General features: G+C 69.7%; 24 protein-coding genes. 19 read left to right on the forward strand and 5 right to left on the reverse strand.

Going from position 1 to position 25,398, the window contains the following annotated elements; translation table 11 throughout:
* The first annotated feature begins 61 nt into the window (after window positions 1-61).
* From ABD970_RS10480 to ABD970_RS10490, 3 genes are all read left to right on the forward strand, one after another.
* Entirely contained in the window at window positions 62-1,162 is a 1,101-nt protein-coding gene (locus tag ABD970_RS10480; RefSeq protein ID WP_345295412.1) for a Glu/Leu/Phe/Val dehydrogenase dimerization domain-containing protein, read from the forward strand.
* 416 nt (window positions 1,163-1,578) lie between these two features.
* Entirely contained in the window at window positions 1,579-2,736 is a 1,158-nt protein-coding gene (locus tag ABD970_RS10485; protein ID WP_345295413.1) for an isovaleryl-CoA dehydrogenase, read from the forward strand.
* 35 nt (window positions 2,737-2,771) lie between these two features.
* Window positions 2,772-3,359 (forward strand): GNAT family N-acetyltransferase, encoded by a 588-nt coding sequence (locus tag ABD970_RS10490; RefSeq protein WP_345295414.1) that lies wholly within the window; start codon window positions 2,772-2,774, stop codon window positions 3,357-3,359.
* A 45-nt stretch (window positions 3,360-3,404) separates the two neighbouring features.
* Here the strand turns inward: ABD970_RS10490 and ABD970_RS10495 are convergent, their stop codons facing one another.
* On the reverse strand, window positions 3,405-4,121 hold the full coding sequence (locus ABD970_RS10495) for a DUF2306 domain-containing protein (protein ID WP_345295415.1): 717 nt from the start codon (window positions 4,119-4,121) through the stop codon (window positions 3,405-3,407).
* A gap of 144 nt (window positions 4,122-4,265) precedes the next feature.
* On the opposite strand from ABD970_RS10495, the gene ABD970_RS10500 reads away from it, so the two are divergent.
* The 8 genes from ABD970_RS10500 (at window position 4,266) to ABD970_RS10535 (ending at window position 11,335) form a co-directional block, all read left to right on the forward strand.
* On the forward strand, window positions 4,266-5,432 hold the full coding sequence (locus ABD970_RS10500; RefSeq protein ID WP_345295416.1) for a sensor histidine kinase: 1,167 nt from the start codon (window positions 4,266-4,268) through the stop codon (window positions 5,430-5,432).
* Window positions 5,433-5,435: 3 nt separating this feature from the next.
* Entirely contained in the window at window positions 5,436-6,080 is a 645-nt protein-coding gene (locus ABD970_RS10505) for a response regulator transcription factor (protein WP_345295417.1), read from the forward strand.
* A gap of 139 nt (window positions 6,081-6,219) precedes the next feature.
* Window positions 6,220-7,395 (forward strand): thiolase family protein, encoded by a 1,176-nt coding sequence (locus ABD970_RS10510; protein ID WP_345295418.1) that lies wholly within the window; start codon window positions 6,220-6,222, stop codon window positions 7,393-7,395.
* Between the two features lie 166 nt (window positions 7,396-7,561).
* Window positions 7,562-7,906 carry a hypothetical protein gene (locus tag ABD970_RS10515; protein ID WP_345295419.1) on the forward strand — a complete coding sequence of 115 codons (345 nt, stop codon included), beginning with the start codon at window positions 7,562-7,564 and terminating at the stop codon, window positions 7,904-7,906.
* Window positions 7,907-8,149: 243 nt separating this feature from the next.
* Window positions 8,150-8,527, forward strand: a complete 378-nt coding sequence (locus ABD970_RS10520) for a hypothetical protein (RefSeq protein ID WP_345295420.1) — start codon at window positions 8,150-8,152, stop codon at window positions 8,525-8,527.
* A gap of 134 nt (window positions 8,528-8,661) precedes the next feature.
* Window positions 8,662-10,269, forward strand: a complete 1,608-nt coding sequence (locus ABD970_RS10525; protein WP_345295421.1) for a carboxyl transferase domain-containing protein — start codon at window positions 8,662-8,664, stop codon at window positions 10,267-10,269.
* 164 nt (window positions 10,270-10,433) lie between these two features.
* Window positions 10,434-10,955, forward strand: a complete 522-nt coding sequence (locus ABD970_RS10530; protein ID WP_425563082.1) for a bactofilin family protein — start codon at window positions 10,434-10,436, stop codon at window positions 10,953-10,955.
* The gene (locus ABD970_RS10535) at window positions 10,952-11,335 is read left to right on the forward strand and encodes a hypothetical protein (RefSeq protein WP_345295422.1); all 384 of its coding nucleotides are present in this window, start codon (window positions 10,952-10,954) and stop codon (window positions 11,333-11,335) included. Before ABD970_RS10530 ends, ABD970_RS10535 begins: the two co-directional genes overlap by 4 nt.
* A gap of 90 nt (window positions 11,336-11,425) precedes the next feature.
* Here the strand turns inward: ABD970_RS10535 and ABD970_RS10540 are convergent, their stop codons facing one another.
* Genes ABD970_RS10540 through ABD970_RS10550 form a run of 3 tightly spaced genes read right to left on the reverse strand, consistent with a single transcriptional unit; the run spans window position 11,426 to window position 13,813 of the window.
* Window positions 11,426-11,665, reverse strand: a complete 240-nt coding sequence (locus tag ABD970_RS10540) for a DUF6587 family protein (RefSeq protein WP_345295423.1) — start codon at window positions 11,663-11,665, stop codon at window positions 11,426-11,428.
* 4 nt (window positions 11,666-11,669) lie between these two features.
* Window positions 11,670-13,562: a ferrous iron transport protein B gene (gene feoB / locus ABD970_RS10545; protein WP_345295424.1), complete on the reverse strand. Its 1,893-nt coding sequence runs from the start codon at window positions 13,560-13,562 to the stop codon at window positions 11,670-11,672.
* Complete coding sequence (locus ABD970_RS10550; RefSeq protein WP_345295425.1) at window positions 13,559-13,813, reverse strand: FeoA family protein; 255 nt, start codon at window positions 13,811-13,813, stop codon at window positions 13,559-13,561. The genes feoB and ABD970_RS10550 overlap by 4 nt, the downstream gene beginning before the upstream one ends.
* A 318-nt stretch (window positions 13,814-14,131) precedes the next feature.
* Here ABD970_RS10550 and ABD970_RS10555 point away from each other — a divergent pair, with 318 nt between their 5' ends.
* From ABD970_RS10555 to yeiP, 7 genes are all read left to right on the forward strand, one after another.
* Complete coding sequence (locus ABD970_RS10555; RefSeq protein ID WP_345295426.1) at window positions 14,132-14,920, forward strand: enoyl-CoA hydratase-related protein; 789 nt, start codon at window positions 14,132-14,134, stop codon at window positions 14,918-14,920.
* Window positions 14,921-14,923: 3 nt separating this feature from the next.
* Window positions 14,924-16,948 carry an ATP-binding protein gene (locus ABD970_RS10560; protein WP_345295427.1) on the forward strand — a complete coding sequence of 675 codons (2,025 nt, stop codon included), beginning with the start codon at window positions 14,924-14,926 and terminating at the stop codon, window positions 16,946-16,948.
* Between the two features lie 8 nt (window positions 16,949-16,956).
* A complete protein-coding gene (locus ABD970_RS10565) occupies window positions 16,957-17,850 on the forward strand; it encodes a hydroxymethylglutaryl-CoA lyase (RefSeq protein ID WP_345295716.1) in 894 nt (297 codons plus the stop codon).
* Complete coding sequence (locus ABD970_RS10570) at window positions 17,847-20,435, forward strand: sensor domain-containing protein (RefSeq protein ID WP_345295428.1); 2,589 nt, start codon at window positions 17,847-17,849, stop codon at window positions 20,433-20,435. The genes ABD970_RS10565 and ABD970_RS10570 overlap by 4 nt, the downstream gene beginning before the upstream one ends.
* Window positions 20,419-20,916, forward strand: coding sequence for a GNAT family N-acetyltransferase (locus ABD970_RS10575; RefSeq protein ID WP_345295429.1), 498 nt, complete (start codon window positions 20,419-20,421; stop codon window positions 20,914-20,916). Before ABD970_RS10570 ends, ABD970_RS10575 begins: the two co-directional genes overlap by 17 nt.
* Before the next feature lie 90 nt (window positions 20,917-21,006).
* Window positions 21,007-21,777, forward strand: a complete 771-nt coding sequence (locus ABD970_RS10580; protein WP_345295430.1) for an SDR family NAD(P)-dependent oxidoreductase — start codon at window positions 21,007-21,009, stop codon at window positions 21,775-21,777.
* A 96-nt stretch (window positions 21,778-21,873) separates the two neighbouring features.
* Entirely contained in the window at window positions 21,874-22,440 is a 567-nt protein-coding gene (gene yeiP / locus ABD970_RS10585; protein WP_345295431.1) for an elongation factor P-like protein YeiP, read from the forward strand.
* A gap of 78 nt (window positions 22,441-22,518) precedes the next feature.
* On the opposite strand, the gene ABD970_RS10590 is transcribed toward yeiP, so the two are convergent.
* On the reverse strand, window positions 22,519-23,910 hold the full coding sequence (locus tag ABD970_RS10590) for an FAD-binding oxidoreductase (RefSeq protein ID WP_345295432.1): 1,392 nt from the start codon (window positions 23,908-23,910) through the stop codon (window positions 22,519-22,521).
* 178 nt (window positions 23,911-24,088) lie between these two features.
* Here ABD970_RS10590 and serA point away from each other — a divergent pair, with 178 nt between their 5' ends.
* Entirely contained in the window at window positions 24,089-25,324 is a 1,236-nt protein-coding gene (gene serA, locus ABD970_RS10595) for a phosphoglycerate dehydrogenase (RefSeq protein WP_345295433.1), read from the forward strand.
* Window positions 25,325-25,398: the final 74 nt, after the last annotated feature.

Raw genomic sequence — 25,398 nt, forward strand, 5'->3', positions numbered from 1 at the left:
ACCTCTACACCGCAAGCGTCCATTCGCTTCCGCGAATCACGCCCATGACGGAGCCGCACCAATGATCTTCGAACACCTCGACACCTACGGCCACGAGCAGGTCGTGTTCTGCCACAACAAGGACGCAGGCCTGAAGGCGATCATCGCCATCCACAACACGGTGCTCGGCCCGGCGCTGGGCGGCACCCGGATGTGGCCGTACAAGAGCGAGGAGGAAGCGTTGAACGACGTGCTGCGCCTCTCGCGCGGCATGACCTACAAGAACGCCGTGGCCGGCCTGAACATCGGCGGCGGCAAGGCGGTGATCATCGGCGACCCGGCCACCGACAAGTCCGAGGCGCTGTTCCGTGCGTTCGGCCACTTCGTCGAGTCGCTGGGCGGCCGCTACATCACCGCCGAGGACGTCGGCATCGACGTCAACGACATGGAATACGTCTACCGCGAGACCGAGTACGTCACCGGCGTGCACCAGGTCCATGGCGGCTCGGGCGATCCCTCCCCGTTCACCGCGTACGGCACCTTGCAGGGCCTGATGGCGACGCTCAACCGCAAGTTCGGCGACGAGGAAGTCGGCAAGTATTCCTACGCCGTGCAGGGCCTGGGCCACGTGGGCATGGAGTTCGTCAAGCTGCTCAAGGAACGCGGCGCCAAGATCTTCGTCACCGACATCAACAAGTCGCTGGTCGACCGCGCAGTCAACGAATTCGGCGCCGAATCGGTGGGCCTGGAGGAGATCTACGACGTCGACTGCGACGTCTACTCGCCCTGCGCCCTCGGCGGCACCGTCAACGAGAACACCCTGCCCCGGCTGAAGGCCAAGGTCATCTGCGGCGCGGCCAACAACCAGCTGGCCAACAACGCGATCGGCGACGAGGTGGAGAAGCGCGGCATCCTCTACGCGCCCGACTACGCGGTCAACGCCGGCGGCGTGATGAACGTGTCGCTGGAGATCGACGGCTACAACCGCGAGCGCGCGATGCGGATGATGCGGACGATCTACCACAATCTCGCGCGCATCTTCGAGATCGCCGAGCGCGACGGGATCCCGACCTACAAGGCTGCGGACCGGCTGGCCGAGGAGCGCATCGAGGCGATCGGCAAGCTCAAGCTGCCGCTGGGGCGGGCGGCGCCGCGGTTCCAGGGGCGGATTCGCGGGCACTGATCTAGGCTGCGCCTGGATCAACCCAAAGTTGGCTTCGCAAACTTTGGGCCCCGCTATCTACCTCCAAATCCCCGCCGCTGTCGCGGCGCCCCCTTTACTAAAGGGGGCTTGGCTCCGCCTAGCTTCGTCATGTGAAAACGCCCGGCCCGGCCGGGCGTTTTCTTTTTGGGGGCGCGGCGCGCGCAGGCGCCGCCCCGCGCCATCCGCGTGTGACCGCGCCGCGGATCCGCACGCTTTCGCGGGGCGTCGCGACCGGGAACCGATCCTTGGACAGGCCGCTCCCCGGCGCGGGTAGCCGTGGGGCGCACCCTTGCCCGTGAGCTGTCAGCAGGGCCCAACCGGCCGGGCCGTCTACAATCGGGCGATCAGACCTGCCGGCGCGGCCTGCGAGGTCGCCCCCACCTTCGAGGATTGCCATGCAAGCGTTTTCCCTGGGCGAAGAGATCGATGCGCTGCGAGAGGCGGTGCGCCGCTTCGCCGAGTCCGAGATCGCGCCGCAGGCCGAGCAGATCGACCACGACAACGAGTTCCCGCAGGCGCTCTGGCCCAAGCTGGGCGAGATGGGCCTGCTGGGCATGACGGTGCCCGGCGAGTTCGGCGGCAGCGACATGGGCTACCTCGCGCACCTGGTGGCGATGGAGGAAATCTCCCGCGCCTCGGGCTCGGTCGGCCTGTCCTACGGCGCGCACTCGAACCTCTGCGTGTCCAACCTCTTCGCCAACGGCACCCAGGCGCAGCGCGAGAAGTACCTGCCGAAGCTGTGCACCGGCGAATGGAAGGGTGCGCTGGCGATGAGCGAACCGGGCGCCGGCTCGGACGTGGTTGGCTCGATGCAGTGTCGCGCCGTGAAGAAAGGCGACGCCTGGATCGCCAACGGCAACAAGATGTGGATCACCAACGGCCCCGAGGCCGACGTGCTGATCGTCTACATGCGCACCGCCGGCAAGGACGCGGGCAGCAAGTCGATGACCGCGTTCCTGGTCGAGAAGGGCATGAAGGGCTACTCGACCGCGCAGAAGCTCGACAAGCTCGGCATGCGCGGCTCCAACACCTGCGAGCTGGTGTTCGAGGACTGCGAGATCCCGGACGAGAACGTGCTGGGCGAAGTCAACCGTGGCGTCAAGGTGCTGATGTCCGGTCTCAATACCGAGCGCCTGGTGCTCACCGGCGGGCCGCTCGGGCTGATGCAGGCGGCGATGGACATCACCCTGCCCTACGTCCGCGAGCGCAAGCAGTTCGACCGCCCGATCGGCAGCTTCGGCATCATGCAGGCCAAGATGGCGGACATGTACACGGCGCTGCAGTCCTCCCGCGCCTTCGCCTACCAGGTGGCCCGCGACTACGACGCAGGGCGCCGGTCGCGGGTCGATGCCGCCAGCTGCCTGCTGCATGCCTCGGATGCCGCGGTGGAGGTCGCGCTGGAGGCGATCCAGTCCCTGGGCGGCAACGGCTACATCAACGAATACCCCACCGGCCGCATCCTGCGCGACGCCAAGCTCTACGCCATCGGCGCCGGCACCAACGAGATCCGGCGCATGCTGATCGGGCGCGAGCTGTTCGCCGACCGGGGCTGAGTTGCACGGCGGCACGCCTGGGCTACGCTCGTGCCATGCCCGCCCCGGTTCCCATCGCAACGCGGCCGCTGGCCCGCACCGACTGGCCGGCCATCGAATCGCTGTTCGGCGACAACGGCGCCTGCGGCGGTTGCTGGTGCATGTGGTGGCGCGTGCCGATGGGCGGCAAGGCCTGGGAGGCCGCCAAGGGTGCGCCGAACAGGGCCGCGTTCCGCGCCCTGGTGGAATCCGGCCGGGCGTGCGGCGTGCTGGCCCATGCCGGGGGCGAACCCGTGGGCTGGTGTGCGCTGGGACCGCGCGCGGATTTCCCCCGCATCGCGCGCAGCAAGGCCCTCGCGCGCGACTGGGGTCCGGACACCTGGTCCTTGAACTGCTTCTATGTCCCCGCGCGGTGGCGCGGACGGGGCGTGGCCGGCGCGCTGGTGAGGGCCGCGATCGACCTCGCCCGCGCGCGCGGCGCCCGCGAACTCGAAGCCTATCCGCAGGCCGTCGCCCCCGGTGCGCGGCAAGCCGGCGCCTTCGTCTGGACGGGCGTGCCGGCCCTGTTCGATGGCCACGGATTCGAGCCGGTGCACGCCCCGGAACGGGGGCGTTGCCTGTACGTCCTTCGATTGGACCGCTGAGGCCGACGGCGTCGGCGCCGCCCCGGTGGCAGGCGTTTGAATGGCCTACCGCGCCGTGGCCGCCCCGCCGATCCGGACCGTGGCGGCGGGCACCCCGTACTTGCGGTCCAGCCAGTAGCCGGCCGCAATGGCGGCCGCGACCGGCAGCATCCAGGCCAGCAGCTGCGGCGGCTTCATGCCGAAGGGCGCGAGCAGGCGGCCGAGGCCGATGCTGAAGAACGCGATGTGCGTGGCGACGCCGTTGGCCAGCATCGCCGAGTAGTGTTCGCGCAGCCACCACCGGGCACCGCCACGCAACCGCTGTTCCGAGTGCGCCCGGGACGTCGCCAGCATCTGCACGCCGGCCACCACGCCGATCCAGCAGAACGTCGCCAGCAACAGGGAGCCCAAGGCCACGCCGAACGCGAAGGTGGCCAGGCCGCTGCCGATCGAGAGCCAGGCCAGTGACGCGTAAATCCGGCCGAAGTAGGCCTTGGCGTCGCGCTTGTCGCGGATCGCCCGCCACGCCGTCCAGCAGGCGGTCGCCGTGATCACGCACAGGTAACCCAGGAACACCGCCGCGCCGGTGCGGCCGTGGAGGAAGAAGTAGGCGGTCATGGTGGCAGCGCTGCAGAGCACGCCCAGCATCGCCACCAGGTAGACCTTGCCCGCGCCGCGATGGAGGCGCCCGCCCTTGCGGCTCAGGCCCGCCAGCCAAAAGGTGATCAGCGCGACGACGCCGGCCGCGACGTGGCAGGTGACCAGCAGGCGATAGGCATCCATGGCAAGGCTCCGGACGGCAGGACTCCAGTCTGTCGACCGGCGCCGGCACCGGCAGGTGTCGACCGTCATCGAACAGCGGTAACGAAAGTCACCAATCGACTCGGGCGCGGCCGGGCCGCGCGGACCGCGACCTATACTCGGCCGATGAACCGCACCCAGGCCCCGATGCCAGGCCCTGCCCACTGGGACGCGGGCCCGTTCTCGCCGCTGAGCTGGGCCGCCTACATCACCTGGCTGGCGGTCGTCCTGCAGGTGGTGGCGTGGGAGCGGCTGCCGGGCGGCGTGGTGAGCGAGTGGGCGGGGCTGGCGTGCCTGCTGCTCTTCCTCGCGGCCTTCGTCGGCCGCAGCGTGGTCGATCGCAACGCCGAGGACTGCCATCCCTGGTCGGGTCCGATGGTGCTGCTGCAGGCGGCCTTCGCGCTGGCGGCGAGCTGGTTGCTCGGCAGCGCGACCGTCGCCGTCCTCGTGGTCATCGTCGCGGCGCAACTCATCGGCATCTACCCGCTGCGCATCGCGCTGGCCTGGCTCGTCGCGATCAACGTCCTGCTGGCCGTGGCCTGGCTGCAGTTCATCGAATGGCCGCGCATGCTGCTGGTCCTCGTGCCGATGCTGGGCTTCCAGGCCTTCGCCGGGCTGACGTCGTACTACGCCACGAGTTCGGAGATCGCGCGGCAGGAGCTCGCGCGCGCCAATGCGCAGCTGCTCGCCACGCGCGAACTCCTGGACCAGAGCGCCCGAAGCGAGGAACGCCTCCGGCTTTCCCGGGAACTGCACGACGTCGCCGGCCACAAGCTGACGGCGCTCAAGCTCAACCTGGCGCGGCTGGCGCGCGACCCCGGGGTCGGCGCGCGCGAGGAAATCGAGATCGCGACGACGCTGGCGCACGAACTGCTGGACGACATCCGCGCGGTGGTCGGCGAACTGCGCAAGCACGACGGCATCGACCTCCGGGATTCGCTGCAGGCGCTGGTGCGGCAGATTCCCGACGACCGGATCACCCTCGCCTTCGACGACGACCTCCGGGTGGGCAGCGTGCAGTCGGCCGAGACCCTGCTGCGCTGCGCCCAGGAAGCGATCACCAATGCCCTGCGGCACGGACGCGCGCGCCACGTGGAGGTCGCCTGCACCCAGGACGCGGGCCATGTCACCCTGACCATCGACGACGACGGCGCGGTGCAACCGGCGATCAGCTTCGGCCATGGCCTCAACGGCATGCGCGAGCGCGTCGAGGCGCTCGACGGCCGGCTTGCCGTCACCCCGCGCGCGGGCCGTGGGGTGCGGGTCGTCGCCAGCCTGCCCGCGGGCGCCTGAGCCTTGGCGATCCGCATCGCGCTCGTCGACGACCAGGCCCTCGTGCTCAAGGGGCTGTCGGCCCTGCTCGCCGACCAGCCCGGCATCGAGATCGCCTACGAAACCACCGATGCCGCCCAGCTGCTCGACGCCTTGGCGACGCACCCGGTCGACGTCATCGTGAGCGACATCCGGATGCCGGGGGTCGACGGCATCGAGCTGGTCGACCGCCTGCGCGACCGGGGCGACGCGACCCCGGTGATCCTGCTCACGACCTTTGCCGAGGACGAAATGCTGCCCCGGGCCGTCAGCGCGGGGGCGCAGGGATTCCTGCTCAAGGACGCGTCGCCGGAAGACCTGTGCGAAGCGATCAGTCGCGTCGGGCAAGGCCACACCCTGCTCCAGCCCGTCAGCCTGGGTTCGGTGCGGGCCCGGTGGCGGCCGCAGGCCGCCCCGGAAAGCGACCGCGGTCCCGGCGTCCAGCTCACCGAACGCGAGCGCAGCCTGCTGCGCCTGGTCGCCGGCGGGTATTCCAACAAGGAGATCGGGCGCACCCTCCACTTGTCGGAGGGCACGGTGAAGAACTACATGTCCGAGATCCTCTCCAAGCTCGACTGCCGGGACCGGACCCACGCGGTGCTCACCGCGATCACCCGCAGGCTGATCTGACCGGCCACCGGCGGCCTGGGGGCGCCGCCCAGGGCCTTGTCTCCCGGCGGCCCACCCCGTTTGCCGCAGCGCAGCATGAGCGCGATAATCGGGGCCTGCCGGATGTTCGTCCGGCCCTCCCCACCCCCGGAGCAAGTCCATGAGCGATATCGTCATCGTCGGTGCCAAGCGCACCGCGATCGGTTCCTTCCTCGGTCAGTTCACCGGCGTCCCGACGCCGACCCTGGGCGCGGCCGCGATCACCGGCGCGCTGGAACACGCCGGCGTGGCGCCGGACCAGGTCGACGAGGTCATCGTCGGCTGCGTCCTTCCCGCCGGCCTCGGCCAGGCACCCGCGCGCCAGGCCTCCCGCGCCGCCGGCATCCCCGACGCCACCGGTTGCACGACCATCAACAAGGTCTGCGGATCCGGCATGAAGGCGATCATGCTCGGGCACGACCTGATCCGCGCCGGGTCCGCCACCGTCGTCGTCGCCGGCGGCATGGAGTCGATGACCAACGCCCCGCACCTGCTCAACGGCTCGCGCACCGGGCAACGCTTCGGGTCGGCAGAAATGCTCGACCACATGGCGTGGGACGGCCTGGTCAACCCGTACGACGGCAAGGCGATGGGCGTGTTCGGCGATGCCACCTGCGCCAAGTATTCCTTCAGCCGCGAGGAGGTCGATGCCTACTCGGCCGAAAGCGCGCGCCGCGCGCAGCAGGCGCAGGCCGATGGCGGGTTCTCCGACGAGATCGTCCCGGTGACGGTCAAGACCCGCAAGGGCGAGGTCGTGGTCGACAGCGACGAGGAACCCGGCAAGATCGACGCCAGCAAGATCCCCGGGCTGCGCCCGGCGTTCGGCAAGGATGGCGTGCTTACGGCGGCGTCGTCCTCGAAGATCTCCGACGGCGCCGCCGCCACGGTGCTGATGTCCGCCGATGAGGCCGCCAAGCGTGGCCTGCAACCCCTCGCGCGCATCGTCGCCCACGCCACCCACGCGCAAGCCCCGGAGTGGTTCACGACCGCCCCGATCAAGGCGATCGCCAGCGTGCTCGACAAGGCCGGCTGGGAGGTCGGGGAGGTCGACCTGTTCGAGGTCAACGAAGCCTTTGCCCCGGTCGCCATGGCCCCGATGCGGGAGCTCGGCATCCCCCACGAAAAGCTCAATGTCCGCGGCGGCGCCTGCGCGCTGGGGCACCCGATCGGCGCTAGCGGTGCGCGGCTCGTGGTGACCTTGCTGCATGCCCTCGAGGCAACGGGCGGCAAGCGCGGGATCGCATCGCTATGCATCGGCGGCGGGGAGGCGACCGCGATCGCCATCGAACGGCCCTGACCCGACGGGACCGGTCCGGACCTCACGCCACCTGCACCGCGGTGAATGGTTAACGCCGTCTTTACAAAATAGTTGAAGTCAACGCTTGACACCCGACGAGGGCTTGTCATCATGTTATCGGCGCGCACTAGCGCGTTGCCTAATCACAAGACGAGGAAATTGAATCATGTCCATCAACAAGGCTCTGCTCGCTGCCGCCATGGGCTTCGCCCTGGTCGCGTGCTCGAACCAGGATCGCGCCGCTGAATCCGCCGCTGACGCCCAGGATTCCGCCATGGAAGCCCAGGATGACGCGAACGCCGCCGGTACCGATACCGCCCAGGCTGCTGCCGATGCCGCCGCTGCTGCCGCCGACGCTGCCGCCATGGCCGCTGGCGACGCCGCCACCGGCGACATGGAGAACAACGCCGACGCCGCCGACGCTGCCGCCGACCTGGAAGACGCCGCCGACCAGGCTGCCCAGGCCGCCGAGAACGCTGCCGACGCGCAAGGCGTGAACGACGGTACCTGATCGCGACCGGAACCTTCCGGGTTCCGACTGATCAACGTTCACCGCAACACGGAAAACCGCCGGCTTGCCGGCGGTTTTCTTTTTGATTCGGGGCAAGCCATGGTGCAAGCCGTTTCTGCTGCAGTCCGTTCCTGCTGCAATTGGAAGCGAGCGCGATGCGCGCCCTTTCACCGCACCACCACGCGCCCGTACGGTTAAATGACACGGGTTCGCCAATGGACCCACTCCCAAGAGGCTCGACCCATGAATAACAAACTTTCCCTCCTGCTGGCCGCCAGCGCGTTCGCACTGGCCGCCTGCAATTCCCCGACCGTCGACCAGAAGCAGGCCGAGGCCGCAGCCGCCGCGGATGCCGCGGGCGAGCAGGCCGCGATGGCCGCCGATTCGGCAGGCCAGGCCGCCGTGGCCGGGACCGAAGCCGCTGCCGCCGGCACCGCGGTTGCCGCCGCGAACGCCGCCGTCGCCGTTGACGCAGCCGCAGACCCCGTGCAGCGGGCGTACGAAGAAGGCAAGGCCAATGCAGCGGGCAACATCGCCGCGGGTGCCGAAGCCGTCGCCAACGAAATGAAGCAAGAGTCGGCCGAGGCCAAAGCCACTGCCGACGCAGAGGTCAAGGACTGACCAAAGCCGCAAGGCCTGGTTCGATACCCTCGAGGCCCGCGCAAGCGGGCCTCGTTCCGTCCGGCCCTCCCGTCGTGGTTACCGGCCCCGGCGCAGACGTTATCCTGTCCCATCGCGAACCAGCAGGCTCCCCGATGGCGACCATCCGCTCACAGCTCGATACACGCTCGCAGGCGTTCCGCGACAATGCCGAGTGGCACCGGTCCCTCGTCGCCGAGCTCGACGAGCGCCTGCGCCGTGCCGCCGCCGGCGGCGGGGACAAGGCGCGCGAGAAGCACACCGCCCGCGGCAAGCTGCTGGTCCGCGACCGCATCGCCGCGCTGCTCGACCCGGGGTCGCCCTTCCTGGAGATCGCGCCGCTGGCCGCCGAGGACATGTACGACGGTGCCGCCCCGGCCGCGGGCATGGTCTGCGGGATCGGCCGTGTCATGGCGCAGGAGTGCGTGGTCGTCGCCAACGACGCCACGGTGAAGGGCGGTACGTATTTCCCCATGACGGTCAAGAAGCACCTGCGCGCCCAGCAGGTGGCCCGCGAGAACAACCTGCCCTGCATCTACCTGGTCGATTCCGGCGGCGCCTTCCTGCCGCTGCAGGACGAGGTGTTCCCCGACCGCGAGCATTTCGGCCGCATCTTCTACAACCAGGCGCGGCTGAGCGCGGACAACATCCCGCAGGTCGCCGTGGTGATGGGGTCCTGCACCGCCGGGGGCGCCTACGTGCCCGCGATGTGCGACGAGAGCATCATCGTCAAGGACCAGGGCACGATCTTCCTGGGCGGCCCGCCGCTGGTGAAGGCCGCGACCGGCGAGGTGGTCGATGCCGAGGACCTTGGCGGCGCGGACGTGCACACGAGCGTCTCCGGGGTCGCCGATCATTTCGCCGAGGACGACCGCCACGCGCTGCAGATCGCGCGCTCGATCGCGGGCAATTTCAACCGGCGGAAATCGCTGCCGCTGGCGGTGCGCGAGCCACGGGAGCCGCTGCACGCCGCCGAGGAGCTGTACGGCATCGTGCCGAAGGACACGCGGCGGCCGTTCGACATCCGCGAGGTCATCGCGCGCATCGTCGACGGCAGCGACTTCGACGAGTTCAAGGCCCGCTACGGCAAGACGCTGGTGACCGGCTTCGCGCACCTGCACGGCTACCCGGTCGGCATCGTGGCCAACAACGGCATCCTGTTCTCGGAAAGCGCGTTGAAGGGCACGCACTTCATCGAACTGTGCAACCAGCGCGGCATCCCGCTGGTGTTCCTGCAGAACATCACCGGGTTCATGGTCGGCCGGAAATACGAGAACGCCGGCATCGCAAAGGATGGGGCGAAGATGGTCACGGCCGTGGCCTGTTCCAGCGTGCCCAAGTTCACGGTGGTGATCGGCGGCAGCTTCGGCGCCGGCAACTACGCGATGTGCGGTCGTGCCTACGGTGCCCGCTTCCTGTGGATGTGGCCCAACGCACGCATCAGCGTCATGGGCGGCGAACAGGCGGCAAGCGTCCTGGCCACGGTCAAGCGCGACGGCATCGAGGGCAAGGGCGGCACGTGGAGCGCGGACGAGGAAGAGGCCTTCAAGGCCCCCATCCGCGAGCAGTACGAATGCCAGGGCAGCCCCTGGTACGCCACCGCAAGGCTTTGGGACGACGGCATCATCGACCCGGCCGATACCCGCCGCGTGCTCGGCCTGGGGCTGTCCGCCTCGCTGAATGCGCCGATCTTGCCGGCACGGTACGGCGTCTTCCGCATGTAGCGGTGGCCGCGAATTCGCCGTTCATGTTCCACCTCCACACCCATCCGCAAGCCCTTGGCGCATGGCGGGTTTGGTGAGCTGCGTCACAATCCGCTAGCACGAATCGCGTGATAGTCTGGTGATTCGACCCCCGTCGATCCTGTCCCTGCCCGAGGAAGCACCGCATGGCCATCTTCAACCAGGCGAATACCGCCAAGAAAGATTCCCCGTCCTACGCCAACGAGAATGCGCAGGCGCCTTCGACGCGCGAGACGCCGGGCGCGGCTGAGTTCTCGCCCACCCAGGCCGCGCCACCACGCAGCCAGGCGCAGGCCGAGGTCAAGGAGTCGGTGATCGCCTCGGACCTGACCATCGAAGGCAAGATCGAAGGCAGCGGCCATATCCGCATCGCCGGCAAGTTCAAGGGCGACGTCAACGTCAAGGGCGACCTCACCATCGAGAAGAACGCCAAGCTCAACGGCAGCGTGCGCGCCAGCAAGGTGACCGTGGCCGGCGAACTGGAGGGCAACATCGAATCCGCCGCGCGCGTGGAGCTGCTCGACAGCGCCATGATGACCGGCGACCTGAAGGCCGGCTCGCTCACCGTCGCCGCCGGGTCCAAGATCCGCGGGCAGGTCGAGTGCGGCTGGGAGGCCAGCGACGCGCCCAAGGCCAACGGCAAGGCAGAACACGAACTCAACTCGTGAACGCGCGCTCCGGTGCGGCAGGTGCCACGCGCACCTGCCCGCACTGCAAGACGACGATCCTCGAAAGCGCGTCGATCTGCCCGTCGTGCCGCCACTACCTGCGCTTCGATTCCACCGAGTCGGCCGCGACCGCTCCAGGCGCCGCCGAGGCGACCACGGCCCTGCAAGTGGAAGGCACCATCCGCCACCCCGCCGACGGTGGCGCCTGGGAATACTGCGTGGTGCTCACGATCCGCGACGACGAGGGCAATGAATTCGCGCACCAGGTGGTCGGCGTCGGCGCGATGCATGCCGGGGACGAACGCACCTTCAGCCTGGCGGTCGAGGTGGCGCGGACCACCGACATGCGACGCGCGGGCAAGCGCGGCACGCGGCACTGAAAGCCCTGCCTGCGCGTCCTGCGCGCCGGGCATCCCGCAGATCCAGGCTTTCCTGCAGCTCCTGCAGATCCGACAAACGCCAGCCGCAGGCTAGGGCTTGTCGCAACCGCTGCAATGGCCGCAGTTTTCGACGCCCCCCGTCGGCGGCGGGGCGAGCCAACGACCGATGCGCACCAGCCAGGACGGCCGCCCCGGTCGAAGCAAGGGCAGCGCCGCCGACGCACGCAGCCTGCGGGTCGCGTCAGGGAACTGCGCGTGCAGGAACCCTCCGGCGCTGAGCAGCACTGCACCGGCGACAACGAGGTACTGAAAGGCGTAGGACGTCGTCATACCGTCACCCTGCCCCCAGCGCCACGGCGACCTGGTACGTCAGCAACGACGCCAGGTAGGCCAGCGCGAACAGGTATCCGGCGCTGATGGCCATCATCCGCCACGAGTTGGTCTCGCGCTTGATGATCGCCCACGTGGAAATGCACTGCGGTGCGTAGATGAACCACACCAGCAGCGATAGCGCGGTCGCCAGCGACCAGCCGTCGCTGATGATCGGGGTCAAGGCCTGCGTCGCGGCGGCGTCGTCGCTGGCGGAGAGCGCGTAGACGGTCGCCAGCGACGACACGGCCACCTCGCGGGCGGCCAGCCCGGGGATCAGGGCGATGCAGATCTGCCAGTTGAATCCCAGTGGCGCGAACACCGCGGTCATCGCGTGGCCGATGCGGCCGGCGAAGCTGTAGTCGATCGCCGGCCCCACGGCATCCGCGGGCGCCGCCGGGAACGAGAGCAGGAACCACAGCAGGATCGTCAGCGACAGGATGATGCCGCCCACCCGGCGCAGGAAGATCATCATCCGCTCGTACAGCCCGATCAGCAGGTCGCGCGGGTGCGGCAGGCGGTACGACGGCAGTTCCAGCAGCAACGGATGCTCGCCCTCGTCGCGCCGCCATTTCTTCATCACCCAGGACACCGCCAGCGCACTCAGGATGCCGGCCATGTACAGCGCGAACAGCACCAGGCCCTGCAGGTTGAACACGCCGGCCACCGTCTGCTGCGGGATGAACGCGCCGATCAGCAAGGCGTATACCGGCAGCCGCGCCGAGCAGGTCATCAGCGGCGCGACCATGATCGTGGCGATGCGGTCGCGCGGGTCCTGGATCGAACGCGTGGCCATGATCCCCGGGATCGCACAGGCGAAACTCGACAGCAACGGGATGAAGGAGCGTCCCGACAGGCCCGCGGAGGCCATCATCCGGTCGAGCAGGAACGCCGCGCGCGGCAGGTAGCCCGACTCCTCCAGCGCCAGGATGAAGGCGAACAGGATCAGGATCTGCGGCAGGAACACCAGCACCCCGCCGACACCGGCGATGATCCCGTCGGTGAGCAGGCTCGACAACGGACCCTCGGGCATCGTCCCGCCGATCCAGCCGCCGAGCCAGCCGAAGCCGGCATCGATGGCGTCCATCATCGGCGTCGCCCAGGCGTACACCGCCTGGAAGATCAGGAACATGATCGTCGCGAGCGTCGCCAGCCCCGCCGCCGGATGCAGCAGCCAGCGATCGAGCGCATCGTCGACGCGCGCGGTCCGGGTCGGCATCCGCACCGCGGCCGCCAGCAGCTGGCGGGTCTCGTCGTGCAGGCGCTGCTCGGCGTCCATGCCGGACGCTTCCGCGGCACCGCCCGTGTCATCGCGGACCGGCGGCGGCCGAAGGTTCGCCAGGCTGCGGTCCAGCTCCTCCAGCAAGCCGGCAGCCCCGTCGTGCTGCACGGCGACGGTATCGACCACCGGCACGCCCAGGGCCTGCTGCAGGCGCTCGCGGTCGATGACGATCCCGCGCCTGCGGGCGACGTCGGCCATGTTCAGCGCGACGACCATGGGCCGCCCGAGTTCACGGACCTCCAGCACGAAACGCAGGTGCAGGCGCAGGTTGGTGGCGTCGACCACGCACACCAGCGCGTCTGGCGCCGGCTCGCCGGGATAGAAGCCGCGGCACAGGTCGCGCGCGATTGCCTCGTCGAGGCTGGCCGGGTGCAGGCTGTAGGCCCCGGGGAGGTCGAGGAGCGCGACGTCGCGGCCGGCGGGTGTGCGCAACCTGCCCTCCTTGCGTTCCACGGTCACGCCCGCATAGTTGGCGACCTTCTGCCGGCTACCGGTCAGCAGGTTGAACAACGCGGTCTTGCCGCAGTTGGGCGTGCCGACCAGGGCCAGCCGCAAGGGCACGGCGGCGGTGCTCACGCGACGGTCTCGCGCGCATCGGCATCGATGCGGATGCGCGACGCCTCGGCCCGGCGCAACGCGAAACGCGTGAAGCCGACCTGCACCAGCAGCGGGTCGCCGCCGAACGGCCCCTTCGCCACGATCTCGACGCGTTCACCGGCGACGAACCCCAGTTCGCGCAACCGGCGCGCGACCGCATCCGTCGGCGAGGCATCCTCGACGGCGACGACGATCGCGGCGCGGCGCGGCGACAGGGCGCAAAGCTTCAAGAGGGTGAACGCCGGATGGGAATAATTATCATTATAGCCAAGTTGGCGGCCGTGGCGGCCGGGTTGCGCGGCGTTTCCGCCCGGTGAAACGCCTTGGATCCGCCATGCGCACGCGGCGACTCCCGCGACAGGACCGGGGCGGCATCGTCCCTGCCCGCTCCGCTTGCGCGTATCGGCCGCCACCCTTGCCCTGCCGGGTGGCGGAACCATCCACCCGGCGTGCTCGCAGCCGCCTGGCCGGACCATCCCTTCTGGCGCCGGGGCTGCGCGTCGTGCCGGAAGGCTATGATTCATGGCATCTTCCAGCAGATCGACACCATGACCGACACGTTGCAGGTCTGTCGCGACGGCCCCGTCGCGACACTGCGCCTCAATCGGCCCGGGCTGCACAACGCCTTCGATGCCGGCCTGATCTCGGCACTGACCACCGCCCTCGATGAGGCGGCCGGGGACGCGGCGGTCCGCGTCGTCGTCCTGGCGGCCATGGGCGCGTCATTCTCCGCGGGCGCCGACCTGAACTGGATGCGCAGCATGGCCTCCGCCAGCGAGTCGGAAAACCGCGAAGATGCCCTCGCCCTGGCCCGGTTCATGCGGACCCTGGACGAGCTGCCCAAGCCGACCATCGCGCGCGTCCAGGGCGCGGCCTTCGGCGGCGGCGTGGGGCTGGTGGCCTGTTGCGACATCGCCATCGGCGTGACCGACGCGAAGTTTGGTTTGACCGAGAGCCGGCTCGGCCTCCTTCCCGCGGTGATCTCGCCGTACGTCATCGCGTCGATCGGTGCGCGGCATGCGCGGCGATATTTCGCCAGCGCCGAAGTGTTCGATGCCGCGCAGGCGCGGCGCATCGGCCTGTTGCACGAGGTGGTCGCCGCCGATGCGCTGGACGACGCAGTCGAGCGCCAGGTGGCCCTGCTGTGCAAGGCCGGCCCGCTGGCCGCGGCGCAGGCGAAGGCGCTGGTGCGGGCGATCTCCGGCGGTGGCGACCGCGATGCGCTGGACGCAGCCACCGCGGCACTGATCGCCAAGCTGCGCGTTTCACCCGAAGGCCAGGAAGGGCTGAATGCCTTCCTCGACAAGCGCCCGCCCGCCTGGGCTGCCAAGGACTGACGCATGTTCCACACCCTCCTGATCGCCAATCGCGGCGAGATCGCCTGCCGCATCATGCGCACCGCGCGACGCATGGGCATCCGCACCGTCGCGGTGTTCTCGGAGGCCGATGCCGACGCCCGGCACGTGCGCCTGGCCGACGAGGCCCATCCGATCGGCGGCCCCCAACCCCAGGAGAGCTACCTGCGCGGCGAGGCGATCCTCGAGGTCGCGAAGCGCTCGGGCGCGCAGGCGATCCATCCCGGTTACGGGTTCCTCAGCGAGAACGCCGATTTCGCCGAAGCCGTCGAAGCGGCCGGGCTGGTGTTCGTCGGCCCCAAGGCCGCGTCGATGCGCAGGATGGGCAGCAAGGCCGGTGCAAAGGAACTGATGGATGCCGCGGGCGTGCCCGTGGTGCCGGGCTACACCGGCGTCGACCAGACTCCGCAGACGCTGGCGCGCGAAGCGGCGCGGATCGGCTTCCCGCTGATGATCAAGGCCGCGCATGGCGGCGGCGGCAAGGGCATGCGCGTGGTCCATGGGCTCGATGGCTTCCTGCCTGCACTTGAGAGCTGCCAGCGCGAGGCGACCAATGCCTTCGGCCGCGACCGCGTGCTGCTGGAGCGTTACATCGAGCAGCCGCGCCACATCGAGATCCAGGTCTTCGGCGACCACCACGGCGAGATCATCCACCTGGGCGAGCGCGAGTGCTCCGCGCAAAGGCGCTACCAGAAGGTCCTGGAGGAATCGCCGTCGCCCTTCGTCACGCCCGGGCTGCGCGAGCGGATGGGCGCCGCCGCGGTCCAGGCGGCACGGGCGATCGACTACGCCAACGCCGGGACGGTGGAGTTCATCGTCTCGCCCGACGGCAGCTTCTACTTCATGGAGATCAACACCCGCCTCCAGGTCGAGCATCCGGTTACCGAGATGGTCACCGGGCTGGACCTGGTCGAATGGCAGCTGCGCGTCGCCGCGGGCGAACCCTTGCCGTTGGCGCAGGATGACATCGTGCAGCGCGGACACGCCATCGAAGTGCGGTTGTACGCGGAGGACCCCGACGCCGGCTTCCTGCCCGGCTCCGGCCGGCTGCAACGGCTGCGCCTGCCGCCGCCTTCGGAACACGTTCGGGTCGATACCGGCGTGGTCGAGGGCGACACCGTCACCATCTTCTACGACCCGATGATCGCCAAGCTGGTGGTCCACGACGTCGACCGCAAGCAGGCGCTCGCACGCATGCGCGAGGCCCTCGCGCTGTGCGTGATCGAGGGACCCAAGTCCAACATCGCCTTCCTGGAGCGGCTGGTCCGCCACCCGGCGGTCACGGAAGCGACGATCACCACCGGCACGCTGGACCGAGAGCTCGAACAGTTCACCGGCGACGATGCCGAAGCGCCGCCCCATGCAGCGACCCATGCCTTGCTCGCCGCGGCGGTGGCCGACCTGCTCGCCGGGGAACGCGACGCCCGCCAGGCCGCGGAACGCAGTGGCGACCCGCACGCGCCGTGGGCGCGCGCCGATGGCTGGCGGCTTGGCCATGCCGGGCTGCGGCGCATCGTGCTGGGCGACGCCGACCTGCGGCACGTCGTCGAGGCCCATGGCAGCGATGGCGGATACGCCATTGTCCTCGACGGGGAGCGCATGGAAGTCGCCGGCGCGCGCTTCGAGGACGACGGCCTGTCCGGTCAATACCTTTCGGCGCGTTTTGATGGACAGGCGCGCCGGTATCGCGTCGATGTCGACGCCGACCACGTCCGTCTCCACGATGGCCGCCGACGCTGGCGGTTCGCACGCGTCCCCGCCTTCGAACTGCAGGGCGGCACCGCGGATGCCGGCGGCGACCGGTTGCTGGCGCCGATGCCCGGACGCATCGTGGCCACGCGCGTTGCCACCGGCGACGAAGTCACGCAAGGACAGGAGCTGCTGGTGATGGAAGCGATGAAGATGGAGCTGGCGTTGAAGGCACCGCGCGATGGCGTCGTCGCCGGACTCCATGCGGCCACGGGGGATTTCGTCGAGGCCGACGCCGTGCTGGTCAGCCTGGAGACCTGAGCGTGGCGCTGCCGGCACGGGTACGCATCGTCGAGGTCGGGCCGCGCGACGGCCTGCAGAACGAGGCCACCCCGGTCCCGACCGCATCGAAGATCGCGTTGATCGACCGCCTGTCCGCCAGCGGACTGCAGGCCATCGAAGCGACCAGCTTCGTCAGTCCCAAGTGGGTGCCGCAGCTGGCCGATGCCGCCGAGGTCTACGCCGGCATCCGCCGCCGGCCGGGGGTGCGCTACCCGGTGCTGGTGCCCAACGAACAAGGCTACGAGCGCGCGTTGGCGGCAGGCGTGGAGGAAGTCGCCGTGTTCGCGGCCGCTTCGGAGGCCTTCAGCCGCAAGAACATCAACGCGACCATCGCCGAGTCTCTGGAGCGGTTCGAGCCGGTGCTGGCGCGCGCCAGGGAGGACGGGATCGCCGTGCGCGGGTATGTCTCGACCGTGCTCGGTTGTCCCTACCAGGGCGAGGTGCCGCTGGCCGACGTGGTGCGAGTGGCCACGACGCTGCACGGCATGGGCTGTTACGAGGTTTCGCTGGGCGACACGATCGGCGTCGGCACGCCCGGCAAGGCGCGGAAGATGCTGCAGGCCGTGGCCGGCGAGATCCCGATGGGCGCGCTGGCGGTCCACTTCCACGACACCTACGGGCAAGGCTTGGCCAACGTGCTCGCCTGCCTGGAGAAAGGCGTCGCCGTGGTCGACGCCGCGGTGTCCGGCACCGGTGGCTGCCCCTACGCCAAGGGCGCCAGCGGCAACGTCGCCACGGAGGACGTGGTCTACATGCTGCACGGACTTGGCATCGACACCGGGATCGACCTCGACAGCCTGGTCGATACGGGGCGCTGGCTCGCCGCGCAGCTGGGACGCGCGACGGGCAGCAAGGTCACCCGGGCGCGTGCCGCCGCATGAAGCCGACTCCGCTGCCAGGTGCCAGCCTCACCCTGTCGGCGAACGATGGCACCGCGCAGATCGCGTCCGCCCTGGATGCCGCGTGCCGCGACCTCACCCTGAGCGCGCACGCCCGCGACCTCCTGGCGCAGGCCCGGGACGCCTTGCGCTCGGCCAGCACCGACGCCGAAACCGCGCGCCTGCGTTACCACGCACTGTTCGACGCGGTGCCCGATCCGGTCAGCATCATCGACGAGCACGGCATCGTGCTCGACCTCAACCGTGCCGGCATGGCCGCCTACCGGCGTCCGCGCTCGGAGATCATCGGCCAGCCCATCGACGTGCTCAACCCGGACCTGCCGCGGGGCCACATGGTGCCGGTGTGGGAAGCACTGGACCGGGGGGATACCTATGTCATCGAGGTCACCAACATGCGGGCCGACGGCACCCGGTTCCCGGTGGAGGTGCATTCGGCGGGCTTCGAGCTCGACGGGCGGAAGTGCCTGGTCGCGGTCGCCCGCGACCTCAGCCGGCGGCAGGAGGCGGAGGTCCGGTACCGCGAGTTGATGGAGGTCATCGACAAGGGCATCGTCATCCAGAACGCTGCGGGCGAGTTCGTCTACGGCAACGGCGCCGCCCTGCGCATGTTCGGGATCGGCAGCGGGCAGACCCTCGCCGAGCAGATGCGCCCGGAGCATTGGCGCCCGATCCGGGAAGACGGTAGCGAAATGCCGTGGGAGGAATACCCGGCCATGCGCGCGCTGCGGACGGGCAAGCAGATCGAGAGCACCTTGCTCGGCCTCTACCACCGCCGCCGGCACCAGCTGCTGTGGCTGTCGGTGACCGCGGTGCCGCAATACGCCGCCGGCGGGGATTCGCCTGAGCAAGTCCTCTCGCTGTTCTCCGACGTCACCGAACTCAAGCGCGACAGCGCCCTGTTCGACCGGGTCCAGGCCCTGGCCCACATCGGCGGATGGGAATGGGACTGCAGCCAGGACCAGCTCTACCTCACCGACGAGTCCGCGCGGATCCTCGACCAGGCGCACACCGCGCTGTCGATGCAGGACATGATCGACAGCCTGCGACCGGGCGATCGCACCCGGCTGCGGGAGGCCGTGGATGCGGCTTGCGGGGGCGGGCCGGGCTTCGACCTCGACCTCCAGGGCACCCATGCCGACGGCCACGCCTTCTGGGTGCGGGTGATCGGCGAGGCGGAAACCGGCAACCCCGACGATGCCGCCGCCGTGCGCCTGACCGGGACCCTGCAGGACATCACCGCGCTCAAGCAGGGCGAGGAAACCCTGCGCGTCCAGGCACGCACCGACCCGCTGACCGGGTTGCTGAACCGGGACGCCATCCTCGGCGAGCTCGAACAACGGCTGCAGGACAAGGCCCTCTCGCGGCTGGCCGTGCTCTACATCGACCTGGATCGCTTCAAGCTGGTCAACGACGTGCTCGGCCACGCGGTGGGCGATGAATTGCTGGCCAGCGCGGCCTCCCGGATCAGCTCGGCCGTCGGCACCGAGGGCCTGATCGCACGCTTCGGCGGCGACGAGTTCCTCGTGGTGTGCGGCACCGACGACGACCACGACCGCCCCGAACGCATCGCCGACGCGATCCTCGCCTCGTTCGCCGAGGCCTTCCGCTTCGGCAAGGAGGAGTTCGCGATCACCACCAGCATCGGCATCGCGCGCGCGCCCGTGGACGGCGAACGGCCACAGGCCCTGATCCAGAACGCCGATGCCGCGATGTACGACAGCAAGCGCCGCATGCGCAACGGCCGCCAGTCCTTCACCCCGGCGCTCGCCCAGTCGCAGAGCGACCGCCTGCATTTCGAGACCCAGCTCCGCCGCGCGGCCGAGAACGAGGAATTCCACCTGGTCTTCCAGCCACAGGTCGACCTGCGCCACGGCCGGATCGTCGCCGCCGAGGCGCTGATCCGCTGGCGGAACTTCCACCTGGGCGAAATGCGGCCCGACCATTTCATTGGCCAGGCCGAATCCACGGGCGACATCGTCCGGATCGGCAGCTGGGTCCTGCGCGAGGCCTGCCGCCAGATCGCCGCGTGGCGCGACGCGGGGCTGGGGATCGTCCGGGTCGCGGTCAACGTGTCGTACCGCCAGTTCCTCGGCGACGACCTGGCCAACACGGTCAAGGCCACGCTGGACCAGTTCGCGCTGCCCGGTTCGGCACTGGAGCTGGAGTTCACCGAGCGCGTGCTGATCGAGGATGCGCCGGAAACGCTGAGGACCTTCGCCCAGTTGCGCGACCTGGGCGTGATGCTCGCCATCGACGACTTCGGCGAGGGCTACAGCGCGCTGAACTACCTGCGCCGATTGCCGATCCACGGGCTCAAGCTCAGCCAGCTGTTCGTCAGCGGCGTGCCGGGCAACCAGTCGGACGTGGCAGTCTGCCAGGCGGTGGCCGGCATCGCGCGCAGCCTCGGACTGGGCCTGGTCGCCGAAGGCGTCGAGTCGGAGGCGCAACGGAAGTTCCTGCTCAAGCTCGGCGTGCCGATCGGCCAGGGATTCCTGTTCTCGCCCGGCCTGCCGGCCGACGAGTTCGCGCACCGCCTGCAGGCGCCGGACCATGCGTACCGGGACTGAGCCGTTCCGCATCCGCCCGATCGAGCCGCGGGACGACGCGGCCATCGCCGGCGTGATACGCACGGTGATGCCCGAGTTCGGGGCCACCGGCGAGGGCTTCGCGATCAACGACCCCGAGGTCGACTGGATGTGCCGCGCCTACCGCGCGCCGCGCGCTGCGTACTTCGTCGTCGAGCGCGACGGCGCGGTCGCCGGGGGTGGCGGCGTGGCGCCGCTGCTGGGCGGGGACGCGGCCACCTGCGAACTGCGCAAGATGTACTTCCTGCCCGAGCTGCGCGGCCTGGGCGCGGGGCATGCGCTGATGGAGCAGTGCCTGGAGGCGGCACGCGGATTCGGCTTCCGTCGCTGCTACCTCGAGACCCTGGCCGGCATGGATGCTGCCCGCCGGCTCTACGAGCGCAGCGGTTTCCAGCGCCTCGACGCGCCACTGGGAAGCACCGGGCACGGCGGCTGCAATGCGTGGTACGCCCGCGGGCTCTAGCGGGGCACGCCTGGGCGGACGCGGGTCGCCGGGTCGCGGTCGATGGCGCGGCTGCACTAAAATGGCGGTTTTCCGCCCGCAGGAATCCCCATGCAACTCGATCAAGTCCGCGCCATCGTCACCGGCGGCGTCTCCGGCCTCGGCCTGGCGGTGGCCAACCACTTGGTCGCCAAGGGCGGCAAGGTCGCCTTGTTCGACGTCAACGACGACAAGGGCGCCGATGCCGTCGCCTCCCTGGGCGAAGGCAAGGCCCGCTACTTCAGCACCGACGTGACCGACGAGGACGGCGTCGTCGCCAACGTCGCGGTGGCCCGGGACTTCCTTGGCGGACTGAACGTGGCGGTCAATTGCGCGGGCATCCTCGGCGCGGGACGGGTGCTCGGCCGCGAGGCGCCGATGCCGCTGAAGAACTTCACCGCGACGGTGATGGTCAACCTGGTCGGCAGCTTCAACGTCGCCAAGGCCGCCGCCGACGCGATGCAGCACAACGACGCAGGCGAGGACGGCGAGCGCGGCGTGATCATCAACACCGCCTCGGTCGCCGCCTACGAGGGACAGATCGGCCAGGCCGCCTACTCGGCTTCCAAGGGCGGCGTGGTCGGCATGACCTTGCCGATGGCGCGCGAGCTGGCCCGCGTCGGCATCCGCGTCAACACCATCGCACCGGGCATTTTCTGGACCCCGATGGTCGACGGCATGCCCGAGGACGTGCAGAAGTCCCTGTCGGCGTCGATTCCCTTCCCGTCCCGCCTCGGCCAGCCAACGGAATTCGCCGACCTGGTCGCCTACCTCATCGGCAGCCGCTACCTCAATGGCGAAACCATCCGCCTCGACGGCGCGGTCCGCCTGGCGCCCAGGTAGGCGCACGGCCCCCGCACTCTCCACCGCTGGCACGCGCGCCCGGCCCGCCGGCCTCGCAAGCGGCCGCATCCTGCACCCACCCGTATCGAGCCATCCATGAAAGCCAGCGAGACCAAGAAGGGCAACGTCATCGAGCACAACGGCACCGTCTACCAGGTGCGCGACATCGAACGCAGCTCCCCGCAGGGCCGCGGCGGCAACGTCAAGTTCCGCTTCACCCTGTATTCCGTGCCCGGCGGCAGCAAGTACGACTTGAGCGTCAGCGCCGACGACGAGCTCAGGGAAGTCGAGCTTTCGCGGCGCGCCGCGACGTTCTCCTACAAGGATGGCGACGCGTTCGTGTTCCTGGACGACGAGGACTACACACCTTATGCGCTCGGTGCCGATGTCGTCGGCGAGGACGCCGGCTACATCACCGAGTCGCTGTCGGATTGCTACGTCCAGCTCATCGACGACCAGCCCGTGGCCCTGCAGCTGCCGCAAAGCGTGCAGCTGGAAGTCGTGGAGACGCCGCCGGAACTCAAGGGCGGCACCGCGACCAAGCGGCCCAAGCCAGCCAGGCTCAGCACCGGCGTCGAGATCCAGGTCCCGGAGTACATCGGCAACGGCGAGCGGGTCTGGGTCAACACCACGACCGGGGAATTCGCGGGCCGCGCCAACTAGGCGGCAGGCGCTCGCCACTGACCAAGCGAGCCGGCCGGGCCGGGCTCGCTTGCCACGACCCACGCCATCGCGCGGCACTCAAGGGGCGTCGAAGATCTTCCCCGGGTTCATGATCCCGGCCGGATCGAGCACGCGCTTGATGCCCGCCATGATCGCGATCTCCTCCGGGCTCCGGGTCGACGCCAAGTAGTCCTTCTTGGCCAGCCCGATGCCGTGCTCGGCGGAGATGCTGCCGCCGTGCTTCTGCAGCGTGGCGGCGAGCAGCGCGGTGACCTGCCCGCATCGCGCCGCGAAGGCGTCGGCGTCCATCTGCGCCGGCCTGAGGACGTTGATGTGCAGGTTGCCGTCGCCGACATGCCCGAACCAGACGACGTCGAATTCCGGGTACTCGCGCGCCAGCAAGGCCTGCGCATCGGCGAGGAACGCCGGCATGGCCGACACGCGCACGGACACGTCGTGCTTGTAGGGCGCGTGTGGCGCGAGGCTTTCGGTGATGCCTTCCCGCAGCCGCCACAGCTGCGCGGCCTGGTCCCGGCTTTGGCTGATCACGCCGTCACCGACCCAGCCCCGTGTCGTGCAGTGCTCGAACGCGGCGAGCACGGCGACTTCCCGCGCGTCCCCGCCACTGGCGAACTCGGCCAGCACGTAGAAGGGATGCCGCTCCGCGAACGGAGCCTGCGCGCCCCCGGCCAGGACGTGGTGCAACGCGCGGGCGGTGAAGAATTCGAAAGCCTCCAGCTCGAGCCTCGAACGCAGCTCGGCGAAAACCTGCATCAGCGACTCGAACGAGGGCAGCGCCAGCAGCATCACGCTGGTTTCCGGCGGGGGATCGGCCAGCCGCAGCGTGGCCTCGACCACGACGCCGAGCGTGCCCTCCGAACCGATCACCAGGTGGCGCAGGTCGTAGCCGCTGGAGTTCTTGACCAGGCCGCGGTTGAGGTCCAGCAGGTCGCCGTGACCGGTGACCAGTTTCAGTCCGGCAACCCATTCGCGGGTATTGCCGTAACGCAGCACCCGGATCCCGCCCGCGTTGGTGGCGATGTTGCCGCCGATCGAGCAGGAGCCACGCGCGGCGAAGTCCACCGGGTACGCAAGCCCCTGTTCGCCGGCCGCCGATTGGGTCGCCTCCAGGGTGATGCCTGCCTGCACGGTCAGCGTGCGGTCGACGGCATCGAAGCCGAGCACGCGTCGCATGCGCTCCAGGCTCAGCACGAGCTCGCCATGGGCCGCCACCGCGCCACCCGACAGACCGGTGCGCCCCCCCGACGGCACGATCGCGACGCCGTGCGCCCTTGCCCAGCGCACGACCGCCTGCACTTCGCCGGCGTCCCCGGGCAAGGCAATCGCGAGCGGCGCCGGCGCCCACCTGCGCGTCCAGTCGCGGCCGTAATGCACCAGGTCGTCGGCGGCCGTCTTGAGCACAAGAGCGGGCACCGCTTGCTGCAGGGATCCAATGCGCGGATCGGTCATGGCGGCCAGCCGAATCGGGGACCCCAGCGTGCCAGCCGCCCATGCCAGCGTCCAGCACCGCCGACGCGACCGCACTGCACCTGGCGCGTGGTGCACGCAGGCGGCGACCGCGCGCCGCGCGCGCATTAACACCCGACCGGCCTTCTGGCACACTGGCCCGCCGCGACGCGGCACCTGCATGCAGAAGACCTCCTACCCTCGGCAGGACATCCGGGTCCTGCTGCTCGAAGGCATCAGCGAGAGCGCGGTGCAGACCTTCCGCGCGGCCGGCTACACCCAGGTGGAGGTCCATCCCAAGTCGCTGCCTGAGGACGAGCTCAAGGCCCGCATCGCCGACGTCCACATCGTCGGCATCCGTTCGCGCACGCAACTCACGGCCGAAGTGCTCGCCGAGGCACGCCGGCTGATGGCGGTGGGCTGTTTCTGCATCGGCACCAACCAGGTCGACCTCGACGCCGCCGAGCTGGCCGGCATCCCGGCGTTCAACGCGCCCTACTCCAACACCCGCAGCGTCGCCGAGCTGGTGCTGGCCGAAGCGATCATGCTGTTGCGCGGCATCCCGCAGAAAAGCGCGCAGTGCCATCGTGGCGGCTGGTCGAAATCGGCCGAGGGCAGCCACGAGGCGCGCGGCAAGACCATCGGCATCGTCGGCTACGGCCATATCGGCACCCAGGTCGGCGTGCTGGCCGAGTCGCTGGGCATGCAGGTGCTGTTCCACGACATCGAGGCGAAGCTGTCGCTGGGCAATGCGCGTGCGGCCGCCGACCTCGCCGACCTGCTGGCGCGCTCGGACGTGGTGACCCTGCACGTGCCGGAGACGCCCGCGACGCGGATGATGATCGGCGAGCAGCAGATCGCCGCGATGAAGCCCGGCGTCCACTTGATCAATGCCTCGCGCGGCAGCGTCGTCGACATCGATGCGCTCGCCGCCGCGCTGCAGTCGGGCCATGTCGCGGGGGCCGCGGTCGACGTGTTCCCGGTCGAGCCCAAGGGCAACGGCGAGAGCCTCGACTCCCCGCTGGTGGGCCTGGACAACGTCATCCTCACCCCCCACGTCGGCGGCAGCACCCTGGAAGCGCAGGACAACATCGGCATCGAGGTCGCGGCCAAGCTGGTGCGTTACAGCGACAACGGCAGCACGCTCTCGGCGGTCAACTTCCCCGAGGTCACGCTGCCCGAGCACGAGGGCAGCCATCGCCTGCTGCACATCCACCGCAACGTGCCCGGCGTGCTGTCGCGGATCAACGAGGTGTTCTCGCAACAGGGCATCAACATCGACGGCCAGTTCCTGCGCACGGACGCCAAGGTGGGTTACGTGGTGATCGACGTCAGCACCGGCGACACGGAGGCCGGCAAATTGCGCGCGGCGCTGATGGACGTGCCGGGCACGCTGCGGACGCGGGTGCTGTACTGATCCGGCGCTGGGGCCGCCCCGTCCCTGGAATGCATTCGCCGTGGACCGCCCGACAGGCCAACGCGTGCGGTATT

It is taken from the genome of Luteimonas vadosa (assembly GCF_039543545.1).
GTDB lineage: Bacteria > Pseudomonadota > Gammaproteobacteria > Xanthomonadales > Xanthomonadaceae > Luteimonas > Luteimonas vadosa.